The organism is Caldithrix sp. (assembly GCF_056497305.1).
This window is the reverse complement of sequence record NZ_JBSMDE010000195.1, coordinates 1-24,758: the sequence shown is the minus strand read 5'-3', so window position 1 is coordinate 24,758 and position 24,758 is coordinate 1. Positions and strand designations below refer to the sequence as shown.

General features: G+C 45.2%; 20 protein-coding genes. 9 read left to right on the top strand and 11 right to left on the bottom strand.

What is annotated here, in order from left to right:
* The first annotated feature begins 437 nt into the window (after positions 1 to 437).
* The 5 genes from fusA (at position 438) to ACWB0I_RS15990 (ending at position 8,215) form a co-directional block, all read left to right on the top strand.
* The gene (gene fusA, locus ACWB0I_RS16010; RefSeq protein WP_479389086.1) at positions 438 to 2,507 is read left to right on the top strand and encodes an elongation factor G; all 2,070 of its coding nucleotides are present in this window, start codon (positions 438 to 440) and stop codon (positions 2,505 to 2,507) included.
* A gap of 94 nt (positions 2,508 to 2,601) precedes the next feature.
* Positions 2,602 to 3,096, top strand: coding sequence for an HIT family protein (locus ACWB0I_RS16005; RefSeq protein ID WP_479389085.1), 495 nt, complete (start codon positions 2,602 to 2,604; stop codon positions 3,094 to 3,096).
* A gap of 16 nt (positions 3,097 to 3,112) precedes the next feature.
* On the top strand, positions 3,113 to 4,336 hold the full coding sequence (gene hutI / locus ACWB0I_RS16000) for an imidazolonepropionase (protein ID WP_479389084.1): 1,224 nt from the start codon (positions 3,113 to 3,115) through the stop codon (positions 4,334 to 4,336).
* Between the two features lie 318 nt (positions 4,337 to 4,654).
* A complete protein-coding gene (locus ACWB0I_RS15995) occupies positions 4,655 to 6,565 on the top strand; it encodes a SpoIIE family protein phosphatase (protein ID WP_479389083.1) in 1,911 nt (636 codons plus the stop codon).
* Between the two features lie 9 nt (positions 6,566 to 6,574).
* Positions 6,575 to 8,215: a GGDEF domain-containing response regulator gene (locus tag ACWB0I_RS15990; protein ID WP_479389082.1), complete on the top strand. Its 1,641-nt coding sequence runs from the start codon at positions 6,575 to 6,577 to the stop codon at positions 8,213 to 8,215.
* 167 nt (positions 8,216 to 8,382) lie between these two features.
* Here the strand turns inward: ACWB0I_RS15990 and ACWB0I_RS15985 are convergent, their stop codons facing one another.
* Entirely contained in the window at positions 8,383 to 9,111 is a 729-nt protein-coding gene (locus ACWB0I_RS15985) for an SDR family NAD(P)-dependent oxidoreductase (RefSeq protein ID WP_479389081.1), read from the bottom strand.
* Positions 9,112 to 9,174: 63 nt separating this feature from the next.
* Here ACWB0I_RS15985 and ACWB0I_RS15980 point away from each other — a divergent pair, with 63 nt between their 5' ends.
* The gene (locus ACWB0I_RS15980; RefSeq protein WP_479389080.1) at positions 9,175 to 9,999 is read left to right on the top strand and encodes a DUF72 domain-containing protein; all 825 of its coding nucleotides are present in this window, start codon (positions 9,175 to 9,177) and stop codon (positions 9,997 to 9,999) included.
* Here ACWB0I_RS15980 and ACWB0I_RS15975 read toward each other — a convergent pair.
* Positions 9,967 to 11,217, bottom strand: coding sequence for an MFS transporter (locus tag ACWB0I_RS15975; RefSeq protein ID WP_479389079.1), 1,251 nt, complete (start codon positions 11,215 to 11,217; stop codon positions 9,967 to 9,969). The two genes, ACWB0I_RS15980 and ACWB0I_RS15975, sit on opposite strands and share 33 nt — an antisense overlap.
* Positions 11,218 to 11,502: 285 nt before the next feature.
* Between ACWB0I_RS15975 and gltX the strand changes: the two genes are divergently transcribed.
* Genes gltX through ACWB0I_RS15960 form a run of 3 tightly spaced genes read left to right on the top strand, consistent with a single transcriptional unit; the run spans position 11,503 to position 15,744 of the window.
* Positions 11,503 to 12,969 (top strand): glutamate--tRNA ligase, encoded by a 1,467-nt coding sequence (gltX, locus tag ACWB0I_RS15970; protein ID WP_479389078.1) that lies wholly within the window; start codon positions 11,503 to 11,505, stop codon positions 12,967 to 12,969.
* A complete protein-coding gene (locus tag ACWB0I_RS15965; RefSeq protein WP_479389077.1) occupies positions 12,950 to 14,383 on the top strand; it encodes a PAS domain-containing protein in 1,434 nt (477 codons plus the stop codon). The genes gltX and ACWB0I_RS15965 overlap by 20 nt, the downstream gene beginning before the upstream one ends.
* The gene (locus ACWB0I_RS15960) at positions 14,383 to 15,744 is read left to right on the top strand and encodes a sigma-54-dependent transcriptional regulator (protein WP_479389076.1); all 1,362 of its coding nucleotides are present in this window, start codon (positions 14,383 to 14,385) and stop codon (positions 15,742 to 15,744) included. The genes ACWB0I_RS15965 and ACWB0I_RS15960 overlap by 1 nt, the downstream gene beginning before the upstream one ends.
* An 11-nt stretch (positions 15,745 to 15,755) precedes the next feature.
* Here ACWB0I_RS15960 and era read toward each other — a convergent pair whose 3' ends face one another.
* The 9 genes from era to ACWB0I_RS15915 all read right to left on the bottom strand — a co-directional run bounded on the left by era (position 15,756) and on the right by ACWB0I_RS15915 (position 24,383).
* Entirely contained in the window at positions 15,756 to 16,655 is a 900-nt protein-coding gene (gene era, locus ACWB0I_RS15955) for a GTPase Era (RefSeq protein WP_479389075.1), read from the bottom strand.
* The gene (locus tag ACWB0I_RS15950; RefSeq protein ID WP_479389074.1) at positions 16,652 to 17,242 is read right to left on the bottom strand and encodes a hypothetical protein; all 591 of its coding nucleotides are present in this window, start codon (positions 17,240 to 17,242) and stop codon (positions 16,652 to 16,654) included. The genes era and ACWB0I_RS15950 overlap by 4 nt, the downstream gene beginning before the upstream one ends.
* 12 nt (positions 17,243 to 17,254) lie before the next feature.
* Positions 17,255 to 18,385 carry a site-2 protease family protein gene (locus ACWB0I_RS15945; protein ID WP_479389073.1) on the bottom strand — a complete coding sequence of 377 codons (1,131 nt, stop codon included), beginning with the start codon at positions 18,383 to 18,385 and terminating at the stop codon, positions 17,255 to 17,257.
* A gap of 43 nt (positions 18,386 to 18,428) precedes the next feature.
* Positions 18,429 to 19,085 carry a protein-L-isoaspartate(D-aspartate) O-methyltransferase gene (locus ACWB0I_RS15940; protein ID WP_479389072.1) on the bottom strand — a complete coding sequence of 219 codons (657 nt, stop codon included), beginning with the start codon at positions 19,083 to 19,085 and terminating at the stop codon, positions 18,429 to 18,431.
* A 74-nt stretch (positions 19,086 to 19,159) separates the two neighbouring features.
* The gene (locus tag ACWB0I_RS15935; RefSeq protein ID WP_479389071.1) at positions 19,160 to 20,104 is read right to left on the bottom strand and encodes a histone deacetylase family protein; all 945 of its coding nucleotides are present in this window, start codon (positions 20,102 to 20,104) and stop codon (positions 19,160 to 19,162) included.
* A 2-nt stretch (positions 20,105 to 20,106) separates the two neighbouring features.
* The gene (locus ACWB0I_RS15930) at positions 20,107 to 21,864 is read right to left on the bottom strand and encodes a GAF domain-containing protein (RefSeq protein ID WP_479389070.1); all 1,758 of its coding nucleotides are present in this window, start codon (positions 21,862 to 21,864) and stop codon (positions 20,107 to 20,109) included.
* Positions 21,865 to 22,040: 176 nt separating this feature from the next.
* The gene (locus ACWB0I_RS15925) at positions 22,041 to 22,382 is read right to left on the bottom strand and encodes an STAS domain-containing protein (protein ID WP_479389069.1); all 342 of its coding nucleotides are present in this window, start codon (positions 22,380 to 22,382) and stop codon (positions 22,041 to 22,043) included.
* 91 nt (positions 22,383 to 22,473) lie between these two features.
* A complete protein-coding gene (locus tag ACWB0I_RS15920; RefSeq protein ID WP_479389068.1) occupies positions 22,474 to 24,051 on the bottom strand; it encodes an amidohydrolase in 1,578 nt (525 codons plus the stop codon).
* Positions 24,052 to 24,080: 29 nt separating this feature from the next.
* A complete protein-coding gene (locus tag ACWB0I_RS15915; RefSeq protein ID WP_479389067.1) occupies positions 24,081 to 24,383 on the bottom strand; it encodes a DNA-directed RNA polymerase subunit omega in 303 nt (100 codons plus the stop codon).
* Positions 24,384 to 24,758: the final 375 nt, after the last annotated feature.

Genomic DNA, 24,758 nt, shown 5'->3' with positions numbered 1-24,758 from the left:
TAGCCCTCACCCCCTCGGTCCCCCTCAACCAGAATAAAAATCTGGGAGAGGTGGAAGACTTGTGTGGGAAATTTTCTTAATTGTCCGGCCGCTTTAGCCTGTTGGAGCGCAGCGGAAATTGCGATTCTTTGGGACGGGACATCAAACAATTCAACAAATCAACAATTCAACAGTTTTACTTCTTCACACAGCCTAAAAATTTTCGCATCCCGCTGTGGCGGGAATAGATCTTTTAAGGGAAGTATTTTAAGTCAACGTTTTAACATAAGCCATTCTTGATGTTGCCTCTACGGAGTGAAAAACTTTGGAGAGGTAATTACCTGCCTACCAACTTATCCATAAAACTTAAATTTTGCTTGAATTAGCAATTGGAATTTAGTATTTTTAACGACTTGTAAATCCAACAGCAATTAAGACCTTTTAAAAAGGAGGCAGAAGTGAAACTATTTCAAACGGAACAGATTCGCAACATTGGTTTAGGAGGACATGGTAGTAGTGGTAAAACCATGTTGTTCGAAGCGCTGCTTTATAATTTAAAAGAGATCAATCGTATTGGTTCTGTTGAGCAAGGAAGTACCGTTTCCGATTACAATCCCGATGAAATTGAACGCCAGATTTCGATTAGCTCTTCACTGGGGCATGGTCTCTGGAAGGATCATAAAATTAACCTGATCGATACCCCGGGCTATTCAGATTTTTTTGGCGAAGTGGTTAGCACTATGCGTGTTGTGGACACCATGTTTATTGTGGTTTCGGCTTCGTCCGGAGTCGAGGTAGGGACGGAGATGGTTTGGGCCGAAGCTGCCAAACAGGGGGTGCCGCGCTTCATTGTACTCAACAAATTGGATCGCGAGAACATCGATTTTGATAATGTGGTTCAGGGCCTGGTAGAGAGCTTTGGTCATCAGGTCGTTCTGGCTCAGTTCCCTGTAGAGACCGGGCCCAATTTTGACAGCGTCGTTGATCTGTTCCGCATGAAGGTTTTGAAATTCGCCAAGGACGGAAGCGGTAATTATACGGAGGAAGACATTCCGGCAGATTTAAAAGAAAAGGCGGATGAGCTGCACCTCAAGTTGGTGGAGGCGGTAGCTGAAAGCGACGACACTTTAATGGAAAAATATTTTGAAGCCGGGGAGCTGAGTGAAGATGAATTTAAAGTTGGGCTCAAAAAAGCCGTGGCTGCCGATGCTATTTTCCCCATTTTTTGTACCTCAGCCACCAGCAATGTAGGCGTCAAACGGCTGTTAGACATCGTTGTAAATTTTTGCCCTGCGCCCAATGAACGCGGTGAGGTGAAAACCGAAGACGGAACTTTGAAAGTTGATGCCAGCGGCCCCTTTGCTGCCCTTGTTTTTAAGACGATTTCCGAACAACACATGGGGGAATTGTCCTTCTTTAAAATCTTTTCCGGCAAACTTAAAACTGGCGATGACGTGATCAATACACGGGACGGCCATACCGAACGCATCGGCCAGATGTTTGTGCTCAACGGCAAAAATAAAAAGAGCGTTGAAGAACTGGTGGCCGGCGATATCGGCGCTGTGGTCAAATTGAAAAATACGCACACGGGCGATACCCTCTGCGCCAAGGGCCAGAACATCAAATTCCCCAAGATTGAATTTCCGGAACCGGTGATCCGTACAGCCATTAAGCCCAAAGCAAAAGGCGACGAAGAAAAGATCAGCAATGGGCTGCATCTGCTGCATGAAGAAGACCCGACTTTCCTATATTATCAGGATCCCGAGTTACGTCAGACCATTGTTTCCGGACAGGGCGAATTGCACTTGCAGATCATTCTAAAACGTCTGCATCAAAAATTTCATGTAGAAGTGGAAGAAGAGGAACCTAAGATTCCCTATCGTGAAACGATCCGAAAAACAGCAACGGCCCAGGGCAAATTCAAAAAACAGACCGGCGGTCGAGGGCAATATGGCGATTGTCATTTACGCCTGGAACCCATGGAACGCGGCGCCAAGTTTGAGTTTCTGGATGAGATCGTAGGGGGCGTTATCCCCGGTAAATTTATTCCAGCCGTGGAAAAGGGCGTGGTAGAAACCATGGAAAAGGGCGTGCTGGCCGGCTATCCCGTGGTCGATGTTCGGGTTGCGGTTTACGACGGAAGCTACCACAGCGTGGATTCATCTGAAATGGCTTTTAAGGTGGCCGCTTCCATGGCCTTTAAAAAAGCCTTTATGGAAGCTAACCCTGTGTTGCTCGAACCGATTTACAACATCGAGGTGCGCGTGCCGGATGAATATATGGGCGATGTGATGGGCGATATCTCCAGCCGCCGCGGACGGATCATGGGCATGGATCGCGATGGTCGCTTTCAGGTAATTAAAGCGCAGGTGCCTCTGGCCGAACTCTACCGCTATTCCACAACCCTCCGCTCGTTAACCCAGGGTCGCGGCATTCACAAGCGCTCTTTTTCTCATTACGAAGAGGTGCCGCCCGATATCGCACAAAAGATCATCGAAGAATCGAAAAAAGAGCAGGAAGAAAATTAATCAATTTGTGGCGTTGCAAATGAATTAACCACGTTACACAAGCCCAATGCCTTTCTGGTGTTGGGCTTTGTTATGTGAAAAAAGAGGAAAGACCATGAAACAGTTGTGGGCTCCCTGGCGCATGAAATACATCTTAAATGAAATTGACAAAAACAACGGATGTATTTTTTGCGATTTCCCGAAAGCAAAGGACGATGAAAAATTTTTGATTCCCTACCGCTCTGAACATTGCTTTGTTATTTTGAACAAGTTCCCTTACAATAATGGCCATGTAATGGTCGTGCCGTACCAGCACACGGGCGACTATCTTGCCCTGCCAGAAGAGGTTTTATTAGACATGCAGAAGACCATCCAGAAAACGATTCGTGTGCTGAACAATGTGATGCAACCCCATGCCCTGAACATTGGCATGAATCTGGGACGCACGGCCGGCGCCGGAATTGATGATCACCTGCACTACCACATTGTCCCGCGCTGGGATGGCGACACCAATTTTATGCCAGTCATTGCCGATACCAAGGTGGTTTCTGAAAGTCTGGAAGAAACCTTTCGCAAAATGCGGGATGAATTCCGCAAACTTTTTAAATAGCTTTTAAAGGGGAAGCATGCGTATTTTACTCAAAAACATCGCTCATATTTACACGCCGGATCTAAACGGCTCGTTTGGAGAAATTTTGGATTATGAGAATGTGCACCTGTTGATCGATGGAGAGCGCATTGCACAAATGGTACAGAACGGTGAGGCGTTGCCTTCTGCTGATCGGGTTGTGGACCTTTCCGGAAAATGCCTGTTGCCCGGTTTCATTGATCCGCACACCCATCCTGTGTTCTGGAAAACGCGGGAAGATGAATTCATCATGCGCATTCAGGGCAAGAGTTACGAAGAGATTGCCGCTGCCGGAGGGGGTATTCGCAATAGTGTGCGGAAATTTCGCCAGGCTTCCAAAGAGGAAATTAAAGACGTTACGCGAAAACGCATTGCTAAATTTCTGGAATTTGGCGTAACGACCATCGAGGCCAAAAGCGGTTACGGCCTTTCTACGGCTGATGAAATTAAGGCGCTGGAAATCATTAACGAATTGAATGAGGAACAGCCGCTGGATTTGATTCCCACCTTCCTGGGAGCGCATGAAATCCCGGACGAATACCAGGACAATCGGCAGGCCTATGTTGAGCTGGTTTGTAAAGAGATGATCCCTTTAGTGGCTGAACGCAGGCTGGCCCGCTATTGTGATGTGTTCTGTGAAAAGGGCGTTTTTACAGTGGAAGAGAGCCGCCAAATATTGACCGCAGCCATGGATTACGGTTTAAAAGCACGCATTCATGCCGACGAGTTAGCTGCCTTTGGAGGCGCGGAACTGGCCGCCGAATTGGGCGCGGTTACGGCTGACCACCTGGTTATGGCTTCTGATCAGGGGATTGAAGCCATGGCCCGGAAAAAGGTGATTCCCGTATTGCTGCCGGGAACAACCTTCTTTTTAGGCAAAGATCAATATGCCCGGGCCAGAAGAATGATCGAAGCAGGTTGTCAGGTGGCCATTTCCACCGATTTTAATCCGGGCAGTTCGACCACGCAAAATTTACAACTCATCTGGACCATTGCCGCCCTGAAACTGAAGATGCTGCCTGGCGAACTGCTATGGGCCAGTACTCTTGTGCCGGCGCGTTCTTTAGACCTTGAACATCAGGTCGGTACGGTTGCTCCCGGCAAACAAGCCGATCTGGTGGCCCTGGACATCCCCAACCTCAATTACCTGCCCTACCACTACGGAATCAACCACACCGCACTGACCATTAAAAAGGGTGAAATCGTTTACCAGGCCATGTAACCCAAAATGGCTGAAGGGCCATGGGCTTTCTTTCGCAAGTCACTGCCAAAAGCAGGCTACACAGTTGTCAGAAGTCGATTCCTTTAGATTGGCAAGCGGAATTCGAAATGACAGGCCGTTGCGAGCCCTCAATTTCTGGCGTAAAGCGAGCGAGGGGGAGGACATTAGCCTGTTTTTTTTGAGTGAATGGGCCCGAAAAAAGTTCTGGAGAGCTTAATTTAAGAATGGAACCGGAAAGAAGTTTGTGCATTTCAAACAAAATCTTAATTGAATTGTAAAGCGTTTTTGTCTAAATTCGGCCAAAATAGTGAGGGCGTCTTGAAAATTAAAAAAGTTTTTGAAACCATTCTGATCTATGGCTTTGCCTTATTATTATTCCTCTTTTTTGATGTGCTTTTAAACCGTTTTACCCATTCTACCATAGTGACTTTTACGGTCACTATTTTACTGCTCTTGATGGCCCAGCCCCATTTAATCCGATTGCTCAAAAAGGTATTTTTAAGGCGAACCTACCTGCTCACCACCCGCGCTCAGCGCCTGTTAGAAAAATTAAATTCAGAGTTGAACAAGGCCACGCACTTTGAAGAAGTTACGGAACAACTATTTAAAGCCTTTGACGATCTTTTTTTGGAGCAGGCTTTTATTTTTTATATTCTGGTTGATGATAAATATTATCCGGCCCATTACCACAATGTTTTTGACAAGGAAATTCTGGCTTTTGATTTAAAGCAGGAATATTTAAACGACGTGCCATTGCAGTCTTTATTTATTGCCAATCTTACGAAAACCGGGTTGCCTGCCGAGTACATTCAGCAAGCAAAGAAGAATGGACTGCTCCATTTGCTTCCCTTTCAGGGGCACAATAAAATTTTTGCCTTTTTGTTGATCGACGCGCGGCGTATTGCTTTTTTTCAGGAAGCAGAAGCCTGGAAGATTTTTGAAAAAATTCAACGCAAGGCCGGCCTGATTTTGGAGAACACCGCGTTGATCGTCGATTTGCAAAATCGGAACTATCAGGTGCACAAGCTATTGGAGGTCGGTCAAAAGATCCTCTCTTCCTTCGACATGAAGCAAATACTGGATTTCATTTTGCAAACGCTGCGCAAAGTCGCCCATTACGATGCGGCCGCCATCTTCCTGTTTGATGCACAATCCGGAGAGTTGAAAAATATCAGTTACGACGGCTATGACCCGGCGGTAATAGAAGATTTGCATTTAAAAGTTGGCGAAGGCTCCATTGGCTGGGTGGTTCAGAACAAAACCCTGGATGTAATAGACGATGTGCGAAAATCGGATCATTACTACTGTTTACGGGAAGCAACCCGCTCTCAATGTTCCATTCCCCTAATTTTTGACAACAAAATCTTGGGTGTAATTTGTCTGGAGAGCAACCGGCTTTCGTTTTTTAATCAACAGCTTGTAGAACTGTTGCAATTGTTCAGTCAGATGGCAGCCATTGCCATCCATAATGCAAACCAGTTCAAAATCATGCTGGAAAAACAGGCGCTGGAGCATGAATTAATCAATGCCGGCCACATCCAAAAAGCTTTGCTGGTTCAACGTTTCCCACGAATTGAGAGCCTGTCGATTACAGCGGTGAACATACCCAGTAAGATTGTCAGTGGAGATTTGTACGATGTGATTAAATACGATGAACATACTGTGGGGCTGGCCATTGGCGATGTTTCAGGCAAAGGAGCCCCGGCAGCCATTACCATGGCGCTGGCTCTGGCCGGCTTGAGAAGCCAGCGTCAGTTCTTTATGACGACCTGCGATGTCGTCTATCGTCTGAACAATTTGCTTTACGAAAGCAGCCTGGAAGGCAACTACGTGTCCTTCTTTTATGCCTTGATTTCAATACAGAAAAGACGCATCATTTTTACCAATGCCGGGCACAATCCTCCTATTTTATTCAGAGCAAACGGTCAGATTGAAAGATTAAAAGACGGGGGCATTGTACTTGGTTTTCAGCCCAACATTCAATTTAAGCAAAAAGAATTTGAATTTAATCCTGGGGATATTATTTTAATGTACACGGATGGTATTACAGAAGCAATGAATGAGCAGGAGGAAGAGTTTGGGGAAGAGCGCTTAATAGGGGTATTAAAACAGTATCGTCATTTGACGGCTTATGAGTTAAGGCAGAAAATCATTCAGACGGTGCAGGCTTTTTGTGGTAGAGAAGCACATGACGACGACATGACCCTGGTGCTGTGCAAATATGACTAATCATAGGATATGAACAAAAAGAAAATAAAGATTCTCTATATCGAGGATGATGCGGATGCGCGGGCTTTGATGGGTGACATTTTGCGTTACCAGGGCTACACCTATATTGAAGCCAACCGTGGTTTGGAAGGAATTCGCCTGGCCAAACAGCACAGGCCAGATTTGATTTTAGTGGATCTGATGTTGCCGGACATGCAGGGTTCTGAGGTTACCACCCATTTGAAGAGCCTGCCGGAATTAAAATCCATACCCATCATTGCCCTGACGGCAGCCACGCAGGAAAATGTACGTGAATATGTGCTTACGGCTGGATGCGATGGCTACATTAGCAAACCGATTAACATCAACGAGTTTGTCTTTAAGATTGAAGAATTTTTGGCCGGCAAGCGCGAATCGGTTCCCCCTGAATTTGAACGTGAATTACTACAGCGGTACAATATTGAACTGGTTGAGCGCCTGAAACGGAAAGTTTCGGAACTGGAACATCTGAACAAAAACCTGTCCAAACTCAATGAAGATCTAATCGCCTCCCGCGAGGAGCTGGCCCGTTACAATGACCTTTTGTTTTACCTGAATACCCTGGCCAATGAGTTCCGCACCATGAACGATCCGCACAAGATGCTTCAAATTTTGCCTGAGAAAATGGCGGAAGGTTTTAACATCGATCGCTGTGTGCTCTTTAAATATGACGACAAGGCTCAGGTCATTAAACACTTTTCTTCCCATGGCAAATTTGACATGGATGTTCAGCAAATGCAATTGCATGTTGATCGTGAGTTGTTTTCCTTGTTTAAAAAAGAAAATGGACTAATCTGGGTGAAAGACCCGCAGCAATTTGAGGATCCCTCTCTGAATAAGATCCGAAAAAAAATTAAAAGTTTGAGTTTTGTGCTGGGGTATTTGAAAGAGTTTAGCCCTAAGTACATTGCCGAGTCGTTTTTAATGGAGGGGGAAGCCGAGGAACTGGATCGTGTATTTCACATGGAAGAAAAATTCATCATTTACGTTGATAAGTGTTTTTCTCAAAAAAAATTCGTCACGTATGAAATTCGCATTTTACGGTCGTTTCTGCAATCGGTGGCCGTTATTTATGAAAACATGGTGCTTTTTGAACAGCTTAAGAACCTGTACAAAATAAAATCGGAAGAGGCCATTCGGGATGGCTTGACCAATGTTTTCAATTACCGCTATTTCATTCGTGAACTCCGCAAAGAGATTGCGCGAACCAAACGTTACAACTCTCCTTTTAGTCTGATCATGCTGGATATCGATTTTTTTAAAGAGTACAACGATTTGCATGGGCATCTGGAAGGCGATGAGGTGTTAAGAGTCATCAGCCGCTTACTGATTTCCAATACGCGTGCAACCGATACAGTGGCGCGTTATGGGGGGGAAGAATTTGTCATCATCCTGCCTGGCATCAAGAAGAAAAAGGCCTTGACTTTTGCAGAAAAGTTGAGGAAGCTGGTCAGGGATTCCCAGTTTCGCGACAAAGTTCATGCCGTGCCCTGTTCATTGACCATCAGCTTAGGGGTCGCTTCCTGCCCGGAAGATAGCGAGGATGCGGTGGAATTGATCCGCATGGCCGATCAGGCTTTGTATCAGGCTAAAGAGCAAGGGCGTGACCGGGTTTGTGCCGCTTCCCGGTAAGGTTTCAATAAGAATGGGGTACTTAGTTAGGCATGGCTACCAGAGGAACTTAAAGGCCTGAAGACATTAACTCCTGACCCGAATCCTGGCCCGAGGTCGCCTATTTTCCATTCTTTTGCCTTTTTGCATTTGAGGCCTGTTCGCATACGAAGGTTAAAAAGTCGCTGTTACTGATCTTGTTGATTAAATAATTTCAACTGTAACCCAGCGCTCAGATGAGGGGCAAAAAGACGAAAGAGTTTCCAGCGCCGGGAAATAACAGCCCGACGTTTCTTTTTGGCGATGGCCTTCAAAATGCAGAAAGCCGCTTTGTCGGGTGAAATGACCAAAAACTTACGTTTTTGATCGGCGATCATGGGCGTTTGCACAAAGCCAGGCATGATTTCGGTTACAAAAATGCCCTGGGCTTCCAGCCTTAACCGCAGTCCGTCCAGATATTTGCCCTCAAAGGCTTTACTGGCGATGTAAGCAGGATTAACGCTGGAAAGATATTTGGCCAGGGAAGTAATGCCTACCAGATGTCCCGTACCCCGTTCTTCGAAATAGCGGGCCGCCCAGAGGGCAGCTGCGGACCAGCCCAAAACATTGGTTAAAATGACTTCTTGCTCAACGGGCCACTCCAATGCCGGATTTCTTCCGGTGATGCTGGACAGGAGAACAACCACGTCAATGCCGTTTATGGTTTGAGCAGCCTTGCTTAGCGTGGGCGCAACGGTGTCCGGATTTCGTAAGTCCAGCACAAAGCCCGAAAATTGTTTGGGGTAGCGCTGTTGAAAATCCTGTAAAATGGTCTGGTTTCTGCCGGCGCCCAGGACAAAATGGCCCAGTTGCAATAACTGTAAAGTGAGCGCCTTGCCAATGCCCGAGGTACAACCGATGATTAAGAAGTGTCGCATGGCCAATCCTTTTGATTTTGTTTGTCTTTTTAATTATTTTGTTCTCTAACACACAGAGGTGCCATGGATTCACCAGAAATCAGAATCGAAGTCAAAATTGGAACTTCTGGTTACAGCTACGAAGACTGGCGTAATCATTTTTATCCAATTCATTTAGCTAAAAGTAGCTTTTTAGAATTTTATGCGCAATTTTTTAATGCGGTGGAGCTCAACAGCACCTATTACGCCATCCCTAATTCGTTTGTCGTTAAACGAATGGTGGAAAAAACGCCGGACAATTTCTGTTTTATTGTAAAGACAAATCAGGAAACGACGCACCGCCGGCAGGAGAATGAAGCGGCCATTCAACAATTACTGGAAGCTCTGAAGCCCATGATTGAAAGTGGCAAGTTTCATGGATTTCTGGCCCAGTTTCCCTACTCATTTAAAAACAATGAGGCCAATCGAAAGTATTTGCTACAGACTCGTCAACTGCTAAAAGATTATCCCCTGTTTGTTGAGTTCAGACACATCAGCTGGGTTAAGCCCCCCATGTACCAGTTTCTTAAAGAACATCAGATTAGCTATGTGAATGTTGACGAACCCCGGTTGCCCGGCCTGTTGCCTCCCCAGGCAGTAGCAACCACACGCCTGGGGTATGTCCGTTTTCATGGTAGAAATGCCAAAGACTGGTGGAGTGGCGAGGGCTCGGCCCGATATGATTACCTTTACAGCCAGGAAGAACTTCAGGAATGGATGGCGAATATTTCACAACTGTTACAAAAGACCTACCGAACCTATATCTTTTTTAATAATCATCCCCGTGGCCAGGCCATTAAAAATGCCAAACAGATACTGAGTTTAATCCAGGATCAGCTAAATATTTTTGATGAACCGGTTTCGACTTAATCGCACAAAGAAAAAGAGCAGCAGAAAAATCAGAGCCAGCGACAAAATGCCGACTCCCAGTCCAAACGAATCCACCAGGGCCCCTAAAAGCGGGCTGGCTACAATGACCAGCAAGGTCTCCAATTGGGTGGCGGTGCTCAGACCGGAAGCCATGATATTGGAGGGTAAGATTTCACTCAGGTAGCTAACAATGAGCGGACGCCGCACATTTTGAATTAAATACAGGGCCACGTAGAGTAGAGCGGCCAGTATGGTCATCTTCAAAGAGAGAAAGATTCCGGAAAGTACCACAGCCAGTACGCCGATTAAATAGGCTGCGTCAATGGCCAGAGCCAGATTTTTAAAGCGGGCTTCCAGCTTAAAAGCCTTTCGGGCGCTGTAAGAAGTTAACAGGTACAAAAAGAAATAGCTTAGTCCTACCAGCACGGAAGTACGTTGTTTGGAACTGAGCGTTAAGAACAGGGGCATTTGTACAGCCAGCATCTGTAACAGGGGCTGAAAATAATCCTTAAGCGTTTTAAAAAAACCACCGAACGAGGCAGCGCTTAAAAAGGCCTTGACGTGGCTGGTCTGTCTGAATTGCTTAAAATAGGTCTTTAGATTGATTTTAAGTTTTTGCGCAAAGCCGTGGTTTGCTTGCACAGAAATATGATCCAGATTTTTAGGGTAACTGGCCAGGTTAAAAAAATCCAGAATGTAGGGAAGCGATGAAATCAAAAACAGGGTGCGGTATTGATGCGTCCAGAAGATGATGCCGATGGCTACCAGGGAACTGAGCGCCGAGCCTAACTGACTCCAGGAGCGTGTGCGCCCGTAGAACTGCGTTTTTAGAGAGGTCCAGCCATGGAGTTCTAAAAAACGCAGGATCATGGCTTTGTGTGTGCCGGACCGGAACGCTTCTCCAAATCCAAAAAAGAGCATGGCCACAGCAAACAGCCAGAAGGCCGAACCAAAGTAAAAAATCAAAAAGGAAAACAGGTAGGAAGCAAAAGAGAAGAGCATGGCCTTTTTGCGTCCAAAGGTATCGGCCACCAATCCCGAGGGGATTTCGAAAACATTTTTGGAAATTTCCCTGATTGAGTAGAGAATGCCGATTTGCAGGTAGCTGAGGCCGGCTTCGCGTAAAATGAGGATTAAAAAAGCGTCAAAAAAGCGTAAATTTTTTAAAAACCCGTAAGCACAAAATTTGTAGTATTGAAGGTTCTTAAAAGGTTGCAAGGCTCCCTCATCGTTTAGTAATACGTTACAGTGACACCGTCTGTGCCATCCAGAACACAAGGGTTGAGTTTAGCGCGTCTCGTTCCGCCTTTTTTGAAGGCACAGTGTTCTGTTTTTTTGTGCAGCCCGACATTGCCGGTTCTGGATTGCAATTGTTACAAAAATTGTGCACAAATAAACCAAAATTGACGCCCGTCATTTGTTAAAAATCAAGAATTTTTGTAAACTACAATAATTTAAGAAAAAAATGTAAAGATACCGAACTAAGTTTTGTGAGGAGCGGAATTGTCGTACGTTGTTCGCTTTGCGCCCAGTCCGACCGGTTATTTACATGTGGGCGGGGCGCGGACGGCTATTTTCAACTGGTTGATAGCCAGAAAAAGCAGAGGGCGCTTTTTGTTGCGCATCGAAGATACGGATGTGGCAAGAAGTACGCAGGAATCGACGCAACAAATTTTAAATAGTTTGCAATGGCTGGGTCTGGATTGGGATGGCGACATCTATTACCAGAGCAGAAATCAACAGCGCCATGTTCAAATTGCGCGTCAACTTTTGACAGAGGACAAGGCCTATCGTTGTTTTTGTACCCGGGAAGAATTGGAAGAAAAGCGGCGTAAATTTGAAGCTCTGAAGATCAATAAGAGGTACGATGGCACCTGTCGTCATTTGACTGAGGAGGAGATAAAACAAAAGCTGGCCCAGAACCTGCCTTTTGCCATTCGTTTTAAAGTTCCGGAAGGTCAGGTGCGTTTTAATGATTTGATCCATGGAACCATTAGCGTAAATAATGACACTTTAGACGACTTTATTATTGTGCGTTCGGACGGCACAGCGGTTTACCAGTTGGCCGTTGTTGTAGATGACCACGATATGGCGATCAATCTGGTCTTACGGGGCGATGACCATCTGCCCAATACCAACAAACAAATTCTGTTGTATCAGGCGTTAAATTGGCCTTTGCCTGAATTTGCTCATGTTCCGTTAATTTTGGGGGCAGATAAAAAGCGGCTTTCCAAGCGGCATGGTGCAACGTCGGTTCAGGAATTTAAAGAAGAGGGCATTTTGCCAGAGGCCCTGTTTAATTATTTGTGTTTACTGGGCTGGTCGCCGGGAACCGATCAGGAAATTTTCAGCAGAGAAGAACTGATTCAAAATTTTGAGATCGGGCGTATTAACAAAACGGCTGCTGTTTTTGATAAGCAAAAATTGCTCTGGATGAACGCCAAATATCTGGCCCAACTGGATGAAGACCAACTGTTTGAAAAAGTGCAACCCTTTTTACGGGAACGTTTGCCGCAACTAAAGGAGTTTCAGGCAGATGAACAATTGCTCTATTTATTGAAATTGCAAAAAATCCGTTCCTCTACGCTAATGGAGCTGGCAGATGGATTGCTGCTTTATTTTAACGATCCTGCTGCGTACGATGAAAAGGGCGCCAAAAAATTCTTTTTAAAAGGGCCCGGGATCGCTCTTTTGCAGGATCTGTATGCCTTTTTTGAAAAACAGCCGGCAGAATTTTTTAGAGATATTCAAAAAATTGAGCAGGCATTAAGAACCCTGGCCCAGGAAAAGGGACTTTCTGCCGGCAAACTGATTCATCCTTTGCGTTTAGCCTTAACCGGAAAGACAGCCAGTCCGGGCATCTTCGAGTTAATCTATGTATTGGGCGCAAAAAAGGTTTTGACGCGCCTGAAAAATGCAATAAATTACGTAAAAAAAGTGAATGGTTTAAATGCCGGACAAGACATTTAATATTTTAACCGTCAGTAAAGATCAGAGTTTAATCCATTTATTGAATGGAATTCTGGGCTCTGTTGATCACCAAATTCAGAAGCTAACCCAGCTGGATGAGATGCTTCCATCACTTTTTGAACAGGTCTACCATTTATTGGTCATCGATTTGCAGGGATTAACATTAAACAAAAAGACGATGGATGAACTGCAGCGCTCTTTCCCGGAAATCCCTTCCATCATTATTGATCAAAATGCAGCGAATTTAGAGGAATGGGCCGGTTTCCGCAGTGTCCATTACATCGTCCGCAATCAATTGGAAAAACGATTACCAGCTTTGCTTAGCACCCTTTACGAAAGTTTCAACGAAGCTAATCTTTCCAGCCTGGAATATTTTGATTTATTGAGTAAGGCCCTTGAAGAAAGCCCGCATTTTGTGGCCATTGTTCACGTAAACGGCGACATTCTCTTTTTAAATCGCCTGGCCAGAGAAATCCTCAAGATTCAGCCCGAAGAAGTGAACGAACTCAAATTTTTTGATTTTTTAAAGGAAGGCGAAAAAGTCTGGCAATTTTTAACCATGCGCTGGCATAATCAGGAGCACAGCTCAGTGAGTATTGATCTCTCTTTTACAGACAAGCATTTTAACGAGTTTGTACTTCCGGTTAGCATCAAAACGGTGAAAAACACGGACATCCATTTCATCATACTGGGCCGAACGGCTTCTGCTTTAACCTTTGAGGGCTTCCATGCCGATTCCAAAACATTGCTCAAGTCTTTTTCCGAATCTCTGGCCAATGACCTGTTAAATCCATTGAATGTCATCTGGGGGCGCCTGCAATTATTTCAGGCTGATAGCAAATTTAAAGAGGCGGAGCAACATCACTTTGAATTAATCGAAAAGCAATTGTCCCGAATAAACGAAGTCATCAGTAAATTAAAGGCATTTACCTCGTTAGATCGCGATCTGGTGCCACAGCGTGTGTTTCTTAATGATGTTTTCAGAAATCTTTTAATGCAACCGACATTGCAAAATATTTTGTTGACGCAAAATAATGAGGTTAAGCTAAAGTTAGAAGCCATGCCGCCTTTATTTGGCCAGGCTGCCCAAATTGAGCTGCTATTTACCATGCTCATCGACCTGATTTTTAAGCTAACCGGTACAAAAAGCACAATAACCATCCGTAGCGAATCGGGCAAACAAAGCCAGAACTTAAAACTTCATTTTGAAATTGAGGACACCACGCATGTGCCCGATCAGGTGTTGCTTAAAACCTGTTTACAATTTGATCAGGCAGAGAAAAAGAAGTTTGCCCTGGAGAGTACAATCATACGCTATCTGTTAAATGAGTATCAGGTCAAACATCATTTGAAAGAAGTCAATTCAACCCTTATATTATCGTTAGCATTTCCGTTAAACAAACCGGGGGGCTAATGAAAGCCAGAATTCTCATAGTGGATGATGAGCAGGATGCTCTGGACTTAATGCGGGAAGTATTCGAGAAAAAAGGATACAGCCCTATTACAGCCCTCAATGGATTGGAGGCCTTAAACATAATTAAGCAGCAAGAGCCGGATATCATTTTGACAGATATTCGTATGCCGGAAATGGACGGCATGGAATTATTGCGTGTTCTTACCAAAGATTATCCGCACATTCCGGTGATCATGGTTACGGCCCATGGCACCATCGAAACGGCAGTGGATGCCATGAAAATGGGCGCTAAAGATTACATTTTAAAACCGATTCGTATCAATGAAATCCTGTCCAAAGTAGAACGCATTACGCAACTCAATTCGTTGATTAAAGAAAACGAATACCTGCTAAGTAAGCTCAAACAGACCTATGATTTTACCAACATGGTTGGTAAAACGGAAAAGGTGCGTCAATTGTTTGAGCTGGTGAAGGATGTGGCGGCCACAAATACGACGGTTCTAATCCAGGGAGAGAGCGGGGTTGGTAAAGAATTAATTGCCAATGCCATTCATTACAACAGCCCGCGGGCCAAGCGACCTTTTGTAAAAGTAAATTGCGGAGTACTGGCTGAAAGTTTACTGGAGAGTGAATTATTTGGCCACGTGCGGGGCGCTTTTACCGGCGCCATCCGTGACAAAATCGGGCGCTTTGAAATGGCCAATGGCGGCACACTCTTTTTGGATGAGATCGGCGATGTTTCTCTGAACATGCAATTAAAGCTTTTGCGCGTGTTGCAGGAAGGCGAATTCGAAAGAGTGGGGGGCACCGAAACGATTAAAGTGGATGTGCGCATTATTGCAGCTACCAATAAAGACCTGAAAAGAGCCATGCACGATGGGACCTTCCGGCAAGACCTGTACTACCGTTTGAATGTTATTCCCATCCATGTGCCACCGTTGCGCGAGAGACGGGAAGATATCAAATACCTGACCTATCATTTTATTGAGAAATTCAATAAAATCTATGGCAAGCAGGTAACTGAAATTGAGCCCAAGGCTATGGAGATTCTGGAAAAATATGATTACCCCGGCAACATCAGGGAGCTGGAAAATTTAATCGAGCGCATCATTGTGCTGAACAAAAAGAGTGTCATTACGGTTAAGGATTTGCCGGAAAGCATTCGCAACTATGTGGGTGAGTTCGATACCGAGAAGATCGATTTTTCGCGTGGATTTAACCGGCTGGTGGAAGATTTTGAGAAAAATTTGATCATAAAGGCGCTGGAGCAGACAAAATTCAATAAAGTACAAACGGCAAAAATGCTGCGAATGAATCGCAGCACACTAATTTCCAAACTTAAAAAATACCAGATTGTCTAGCTGTGGGGCGCTTAATACCCCAGGCGTTTTAATTTGCGCTCGTCGTAGCGCCAGTTTTCGTTGACTTTTACTCGTAATTCAAGAAAGACTTTACGCCCAAGAAATTCTTCAATTTCGCGGCGGGCGGCCTCGCCGATCTTTTTCAACGCTTCGCCTTTTTTACCGATAATAATCCCCTTCTGCGAGGCGCGTTCCACGTAAATAATGGCATAAATGTAATCTTTTCCCGAAGGCCGTTCTTTAAACTCTTCGACGACCACCTCGGTAGAATAGGGAATTTCCTGGAAGAAGCGTTCAAATATTTTCTCGCGGATGATTTCGGCCACAAAAAAGCGTTCGGGTTGATCGCTTAAAATATCTGGCGGGTAAAATGGCGGATGGTGGGGTAAATGTTCGATGATGGCCCTTTCCACCTGTTCCACGCCGTCTCTGTTTAAGGCCGAAATGGGAATAATTTCTTCAAAGTTGTAAAATGTTCGGTAGAGATCAATCAAAGGCAACAGATCCTGTTTATGGATCAGGTCTACCTTGTTTAACAGGAGCAACACGGGTTTTTGTTTGGGGTTCATGGCTTTCAGGTCTATTTCAACGGGATGCTGTCTGTCCGTCACATCGACGATGAGGATGAGCAAATCGGCATCTTCCATGGCGGCATGTACCTGTTCCATCATCCGCGTGTGCAGCTTGTATTTAGGTTTTAAGATGCCGGGTGTGTCAATAAACACTACCTGGTAGTCCTGTTTATTTAAAATGCCCAGAATTTTGCGTCGGGTTGTTTGGGGCTTGGCCGAGATGATGGAGAGTTTGATGTTGAGCAGAGCATTCAATAAAGTGGATTTTCCGGCATTGGGCAAGCCAATAATAGCCACATAGCCACTCTTAAAATTTTTTGGTAGATCCATCCCGTTCATCTTTTAAATTCCTCTCCTAACTGTTTTAGTAAATCCAGTTTTTGGCTTAAATTGTTGAATTCCGTCGCCCGGGCCAAATTTTCTGTACTAAATTCGCAGATCAGTCCGCTTTTTCCCAAGAAAACATAGCACAAATTTTCGAATTGAGAGATAAACTTTTGTACTATAGGGCGTTGCATGATTTGCTTAAGCCGGTTCTGATCCTGATGGATGAGAGCAAATTCTTTACCCTGTTCTGATTTTACAAGCATCAGTTCTTTGGCATCTTTGTCGCGCCGTTGTTTCAGCCATTCAAAATCGGCGATGGTCAGGGCCTCTTTGACGGGCAGATCCCAGCTAATATCGATGTAGTTCAACCGCTGGTTGTTGACCTTTTCGGAGCTGATATTCAGAGTAAATGAGTGGCCTTGCACTCGGCCATGGAAAAACGGTCGGGCTGCGAATCCCCGTCGGATCACTTTGCCTTCAAAATGGTCTTCCAGGTCTAATAGATTTCGGTGAACGGTGTCCCATTGTGATTTTCGGATGTAGAGTAAAATTGCCCAGATGAAAAAGAGTAACACAAAAAACAGAAAAATGAACGTCATGCAACCGGTCCTTTACATATTGCTTACATAAAACGGCATGGGTGAAAAGCATAAAATAAAAATCAAATAACTGATCCAGCCCAAAAGACGGCGTTTTTTGTCCAATGGGAGCGCATCGTTCAGTGTAGGTGGATGTCGGAATCGAATGAAGACCAGGATGAGCACCGACCATAAAACCCAGATGTAGGAATTAAAATTGGAGATCAGGTAAACATTGAGCACAATCAGCAGGGCAAAGGCGCCGAGGGCAATAAAACGCGCCCGATCGCCGAACATGGCGTAGGTAATGTGCCCGCCATCCAATTGCCCGATGGGCATTAAGTTGATGGCGGTGACCAGCAGTCCAAACCAGGCCGCAAAAATAAAGGGAAAGTGGTACATTTCGTTCATGGGCAGCCGGCTGGCGCCAAAGAACGATCCCAGCCAATCGTACAAAAGGGTATTTCCCAAAACCAGATTAATGCCGTGCTGATCGTTTAGCGGATGGATTTGTTCAATATAGGCGTAAATACCCTGGGTATCGGGTAAGCGGCTAAAGCCGAGGATCAGAAAGATGAGGCTGACTACAAAACCCGCCAGGGGGCCGGCCACTCCCACATCGAAGAGCGCTCTTTTGTTGGGCATGGGCGAACGCATTTTAATAAACGCGCCCAATGTGCCCGGATGAAAAGCGGGTAAAAACAGGGGGATAAAGTAAGGCAGTGTTACATCAATACCGTAATAACGCGAAGCCAGGTAATGCCCCATTTCGTGTGAGAAGAGAATGGCTAACAGGGCGAAAGAGTAGCTGAAACCGGCTGAAAAATCGGCCCAGGAAGCGAAGGGATCGTGGCCTTTTAACATGGCCCCGGTCATCGAAGTGGTTACAACGGTCATTAAAAAGAGAGCCAGATGTAACCAGTATTTGGGCTTGCGAGTTGGCGCATGGGGCTTAAGAATTTTCAAATAGTAATAATTGGGTGAAGTTTCGATATTTGAAAAAATGCCGTGGGTGAGTAGCTCTTCTTGAATATCTTCCAATTCATCCCAGCTAATACGTTCTTTTTTCTGTTTAAATACGGGAACGCCATAAAGACGACTGAGAGCTTCCAGATTGAGTCGTCCGCGGATAATGTCCTGTGATTTATTGAGTAATTCTTTCACCTTAACCTCAATTTTTGAATACCACATCAGAAGTTTAATGTGTTCAATCGTTTTTTTGTTGCACCTTACCGGTCATTGGTACGAAACGAACGGGCAGTACATTGCGCATGGAGATGCCTTCCTGCGATTTGTGCACAACGACCAGTTCCTGTACATATTCGCCAACAGGTAGAACCATAACGCCCCCCACTTTTAATTGTTCCAATAATGGTGGGGGAATGTTTGGCGGGGCAGCCGTCACAATGATGGCGTCAAAGGGAGCTTTTTCGGGCCATCCATTGTAACCATCGCCCTGCTTTACTAGCACATTGTCGTAGCCAAGGCTGCGCAGCCTTTCCTGTGCCCGGCGGGCTAGTTCCGGCACAATTTCGATGGTGTACACCGAATCTACTATTTCGGCCAGTACGGCCGCCTGATATCCGGAGCCGGTTCCGATTTCTAAAACGCGATCGGTAGGTTTTAAATCCAGTTGCTCGGTCATAAAGGCCACAATATAGGGCTGACTGATGGTCTGTCCATGACCGATAGGCCTGGGCTCATCCAGATAGGCGTAAGCGGCTTCCGATTCGGGGACGAATTTGTGTCTGGGAACTGTTTCCATAGCCTTAATGACTCTCTCGTCCTTAACGCCCCGGGCAATGATCTGGTGTTCCACCATCTGCTTGCGCAGTTTGGCGTAATAATTTTCATCTCTTTTCATCGATTTTTCCTGAACACATCCCATTACCAAGATTAATGTAAAAATAATGTATCTTCGTTTCATTGAAATCGCGCTTAATGTTTGAGTAAACATAACAAATGTTGATAAACGCTTTCTGCCAGTGCTTTCAGATGATAGCCGCCTTCCAGAAAGGAGATGATGCGCCCATTGCAGTGACGGTTGGCAAACTGGGCGACCATTTCACTCAATTTGTAGAATCCATCGGTTGTCACGCGCATGCCGCCAATCGGATCCTGGAGATGGGCGTCAAATCCAGCAGAAATCAAAAGCAAATCGGGTTTGAATCGTTCTTCAATCTGTTGCAGAGATTGTTCCATTATTTCCACGTATTCCTCATCTCCATGGCCGTAAGAAAGCGGTACGTTTAAGGTAAAGCCCTGCCCCGGGCCCTGGCCGGTTTCTTCTTTGAGTCCGGTCATGGGGAATAGGGGATATTGGTGAATACTGAAATAGAAAACGTTCGGATCGGTGTAAAATGCATGTTGGGTGCCATTGCCATGGTGTACATCCCAATCCACAATGAGCACTTTTTGCGCATAGTCTTTTTGCTGGGCCAGGCGTGCGGCAAGGGCGACGTTGTTGAACACACAAAAGCCCATGGCCCGATCTGCTTCAGCATGGTGGCCAGGGGGACGTACGGCAGCAAAAACTTTGTCATATCCCTTTTGAAAAATAAGGTCCAGGGCCTGGTCGGCCGCTCCGGCAGCATGCAGCGCAGCGGAAACCGAATGTTCGCTCAAGACGGTGTCACCGCCGTCCAGCACAAAATGATCTTTACCGGAGAGGCTCAGAATGTATTCCACGTATGATTTGTTGTGTATTAAATGTAACAGTTCGGTTTCAATGGCTTTGGGTTGAAATTGTTCTATTCGACTGAAAAAATTTTTACGTTCCAGAAGTTCCAGAATGGCCTGCAGGCGTTCGGGACGTTCCGGATGCCCGCGGCCCGGATTGTGTTGGGTGAAAATCGGGTGATAAAGTAAAGCGACTCGTGCCATGATTACAATTTCTTGAAATAGATTTTAAATGTTGTGCCTTTGCCCGGCGCCGATTCTACTTCAATTCTGCCTTTGTGTTGATCGACGAGATTTTTTACGATGGCCAGGCCTAAACCGGTTCCCTCTTTTTTCCCACTGGTCACAAATGATTCGAACAGACGATCTTTAATTTCTGGCGGAATGCCTTTCCCTGTGTCAGACAGCTGGAATTCGACTTCTCCATTCCGGTCAAAAGCCTTGATGGAAAATTTACCGCCTTTTTCCATGGCTTCCAGGGCATTTTTCATGATGTTCATAAAAATGCGCATGATTTTGTCGGGATCGACATAAAGCATGCTGGCGGCCTGGCAGTCCACTTCGAATTCATAGCCCTGCCTTTTGATCTCATTTTCGAAAAGCCTGCGGAAATCGTCCAGCAACTTATTGACCGGGCATTTAACCGGCAGAATGCTTGTTTTACCTTTGGCGAAATCCAGAACATCATGGGCCATGTTATTTAAGGTTTGAATCTGTTTGATAACGATGTCGCCATATTCTTTACGTAGCTCAGGGTCTTCTTCATCGCGCATCAAATCGACAAAGCCGTAAATATTGTTCATGGGCGTACGCAGGTCGTGGACAATGGTGCTGAGCATATTGCCGATAGTTGCCAGACGTTCAGCTTTGATTTTCTCTTCGCGCAGGCGTCGGGATTCGATTACTCGCGAAATTTGACGGCTGGCTGAGGTGAGGATTTTAACATCGTCTTTGAGGAAAATATCGTTCTTGTTGACTTTGTTGTACAGTTCAATGAGGCCAATAGGTTGATTATTGATGAGCAGGGGAACGCAAATCAATTGATTAATTTGAACGGTTAGTCCGCTGGGTTGGTTTTGTAAGTACAGCGGATCGTGCGGGGCACAATTGGTGTAGTAGATTTCTTTGTTTTTTAGTACATAGCCTTCAATGCCCAGGTCCGGAGCCAGGTCCATTTTGTCGATATCCGATTCCGGCAGATTGGCAAAGTAGTAAGGCCCAAAGGAGCGATTTTTGTCATCAAAAAAGGCGATTAAACCGGCCTGCACTTTTAGGGTATCTACCAGCTTCTGGATCAGGCGCTGGTACAGTTTGGTGTCTTTTTCGGCGTAGGAGGCTTCCTGTTCGATGGCGTACAACAGGTTGAGTTCCTGAATGCGTTTTTCCAGAGAGAGGTAGAGCCTGGAATTGACCAGGGTAATGGCTAACTGGGCGCCCAGGCTGGCCATCAACTCTTCATCTTCACGGGTAAACACGCCGCTTTTTTTGTTCAGGGCCTGAATAACGGCCAGGATTTTAGGTTTCTTTTTTTTGGAGCTGCTCACAGGTTCGAAAATGGGCATACATAAGACGCTGCGCGTTCGGTATCCGGTTTTTTGATCGGTTGTTGGATCAAAGCGTGGGTCGGAATAGGCATCCTGGATATTAACCGTCTCTCCTGTTTTGGCCACATGGCCGGCAATGCCCACGCCGATTTTCAATCGTATTTCGTTGATCTCTGCTTTCTGGGCAATTTTGGACCAGATTTCTTTTCGTTCGTGATCTACCACGTAAAAAGTGCTTCGTTCGGCATCGATAATGCGCGTGACCTCATCCATGATTAATGGGAGTAATTTGTCAATTCTTAGTTCAGAACTCAGCGCCTTGCCAATTTGATGAATGGAGGCAATGATCAATTGTTTATGTAAAAGTTCTTTTTCTAAATGGCTGACCCGTTTTTTTAAAATTTCCAATTGTTTTGGCACTTTAACATCCTTTAGGTTTTACCATATATTAAATCGGCCTGTTTTTCCGGAAATGAAGATAAATAGTACAACAAGTTCAGACCTTTACTGAGTTACACAATTGTAAATATAAAGCTAAAGAGAGGAAAATAGCAATAGGAGCGGAAAAAATTGAGGAGAGGCCGATGGCCTCTCTGTTATTCTTTTAAAGCGGCGACAGCCCGGTCCACCGTTTCATAGGTTTCGAAGACCTTGATTAACTGGGTAATCATTAAAAGGCTGTTTACTTTTTCAGAGACGCGGGCTAAAACGAGTTTACCGCCTTCATTACTTAAGGTGGTCATACAGGCCATTAAAATACCCATTCCGGAGCTATTAATCCATTTTACACCGCCCAGATCGATGACGACTTTTTTGATTCCATCACGCATTAATTCTTTAACATGGTCATGTAGCGCTGTTGTTTCGGGCCCGCCCATCATCTTACCTGAAAGTGTTAACACAGCAATGTGGTCGATAATTTTTTCTTTAATTTTCATATTGAGCTCCTTGAATTGGTCAATCCATCATTTAAAATAGAAAATAATCAATTGCGTTGAATCTGTCAATTTAATCTTGAAAAATGGAGATTTAAAGGCGTGAAAAGAGGATGTCTCCCTGAAGAATGGTCATTTCGACCTTTGTGTTTAAAAGATTTTGTAATCCGCTTTTGAAAATATTCTGATTCAAGACGATAAAATCTGCGCTTTTGCCAGGTTTTAGTTGAGCCGAGACTGCACTTGATGGAGCGGCCTGAGCGACGCCGAGGGTAAAGGCTTTAACGGCCTGTTCCAGGGATATTGTTTCCTGAGGAATCCAGCAGGGCCCCTGGGTGTTGAACTGATAGCGGCGGTGCACGGCAGAAAAAATTCCTTTTATGGGGTCGGGTTCAGCCACCGGCGAATCGCTGCCAAAGGCCAGGGGTACGCGGTTATTTAGCAGGGAGCGAAAGGGATAGGCATGGATGCTGCGTTGGCCCCAGTATTTTTGCGCCGTTTTTACATCATCTGCAATATGGATGGGTTGCATGGAGGCCATGAGTCCATATTGCCTGAAACGGGGGAGGAGATCAGGCGGTACCAGTTGCGCGTGCTCAATGCGGCTGATTAAGCGATTTTTCCTGCGCCAGTGTTCTGTTTGGTTTAAAACGTTTAACACCAGTTCAACGGCTCGATCTCCAATGGCATGTATGGCCGTGGCCAGTCCATTTTTCTCGGCTAAGGCGACGCGTTTGAGTAATTCCTGTTCATTCAGAACTAAGATTCCGGAGTTGTGAGGCTGATTGAGGTAAGGTTGGCGTAAGGCAGCGGTTTGGGAGCCCAAGGAGCCATCTGCAAAAAATTTTACACCGCCGATTTGTAACCAGGAATCTCCATAACCGGATTGAATGTTTTGTTTCAATAGCTCTTCCAGCTCTTCCTGGGGGATGTAGAACACGACACGCATTTTATGCCCGTATTTTGCAACCAGTTTTTGCCAGAGTTCAAAGGCGTTTAAGCCTTCCATGGCATGAATGGTTGTAATGCCATGGGCTAATAACCGGTCTACAAACTGGTTCAGAGCGCCAAGAAGCTGCTGTTCGGTTAGCGGCGGAAGCTGTGCCTTAAAGTATTCCATGGCCCGGTCAAATACCAGGCCCGTGAGCTGGCCCTGTTGATCACGTTCAAATTTACCACCGGGGGGATCTGTAGTCTGTGCTGAAATTCCGCAAATTTTTAGGGCCAGATTGTTCACCCAGGCGGAGTGGCAGTCCAGGGATTCCAGATAAACAGGATTTCGGGGGAAGATGTCGTTCAGGTATCGGCGATGGGGTTGTCCGTCATTCCACCTGTTTTTATTGAATCCACGGCCAACAATCCATTCTCCTTCTGTAAATTTTGGTTTACTGTTGGTCAGGATATTTATGGCCTGCTGGAGGGTGCTTGCTGAGGTGAGGTCTATTTCCAGTAGAGCTTTAGCGGACCAGATCGAGTGTAAATGCGCATCACCAAAGGCCGGGATGACGAATTTATTTTGTAGATCGATTTGACGCACTTTTTCTGATTGAGCGGGAAGAGCAGAACGATAGCCCAGAGAGGCGATTTTCCTATTTTGTGATAAAAGCCAGTTGAAGGGCTCTGGGGAAGAGAGGGAGAAAATATTTGCGTTTTTAAAAAGGATTGTTTCCATAGAACAAAAAAGCCCTGACAGGCAGGGCTTTATTTGATTTCGTTGTTCTCTTTGGGGTAGATGGCTTTAATTTTGCCCTCGAAGAATTCTTCCTGGGCAATAACGGTTGGATTGATTTCTTTTTCGAATTTGAGCTCTTTGATTAATTCATGATCGTAAAGATCGTTTTCGTCAAAGAAATCGCGAACGCTGTCTGCCATCTCCTTTTCTTTGCGTTCTTCAATCCGTTTGCTATTAATTTGACGCGCACGAGCCGCTATTAATAAGCAAGCTTCGTAGATGTTTGGTGAAACTTTTTTAAGTTTACGAAGATCGATTGTTTTGATGGCCATTCACCTCTCCTTTAATGAATTTATCTTTTTAAAATAATAACTTGAAATAAAATAGTCAAATGTTTTTTGATTTGTGTAATTAAGAAGAAGAGTGGCGTTTTTAGTTTTTCATGAAAATCTGGGAGAGGGGGAAGACTTGTGGGGGAATTTTCTCACCTGTATTGAAAATACTATTCACGAACAATGGGAATTCGAAATGTCAGCCCGATGCTCATTCAACAATTCAACAATTAAACGGTTTTACTTCCTCACACAGCACAAAAATTTTTGCATCCCGCTTTAGCGGGATAGATCTTTTGAAGGGATTATTTTAATCCGATCCATTTAATGTATTACGCGCCCGCTTTGTGTTAATGGAAGGATCCGTGGCATGGG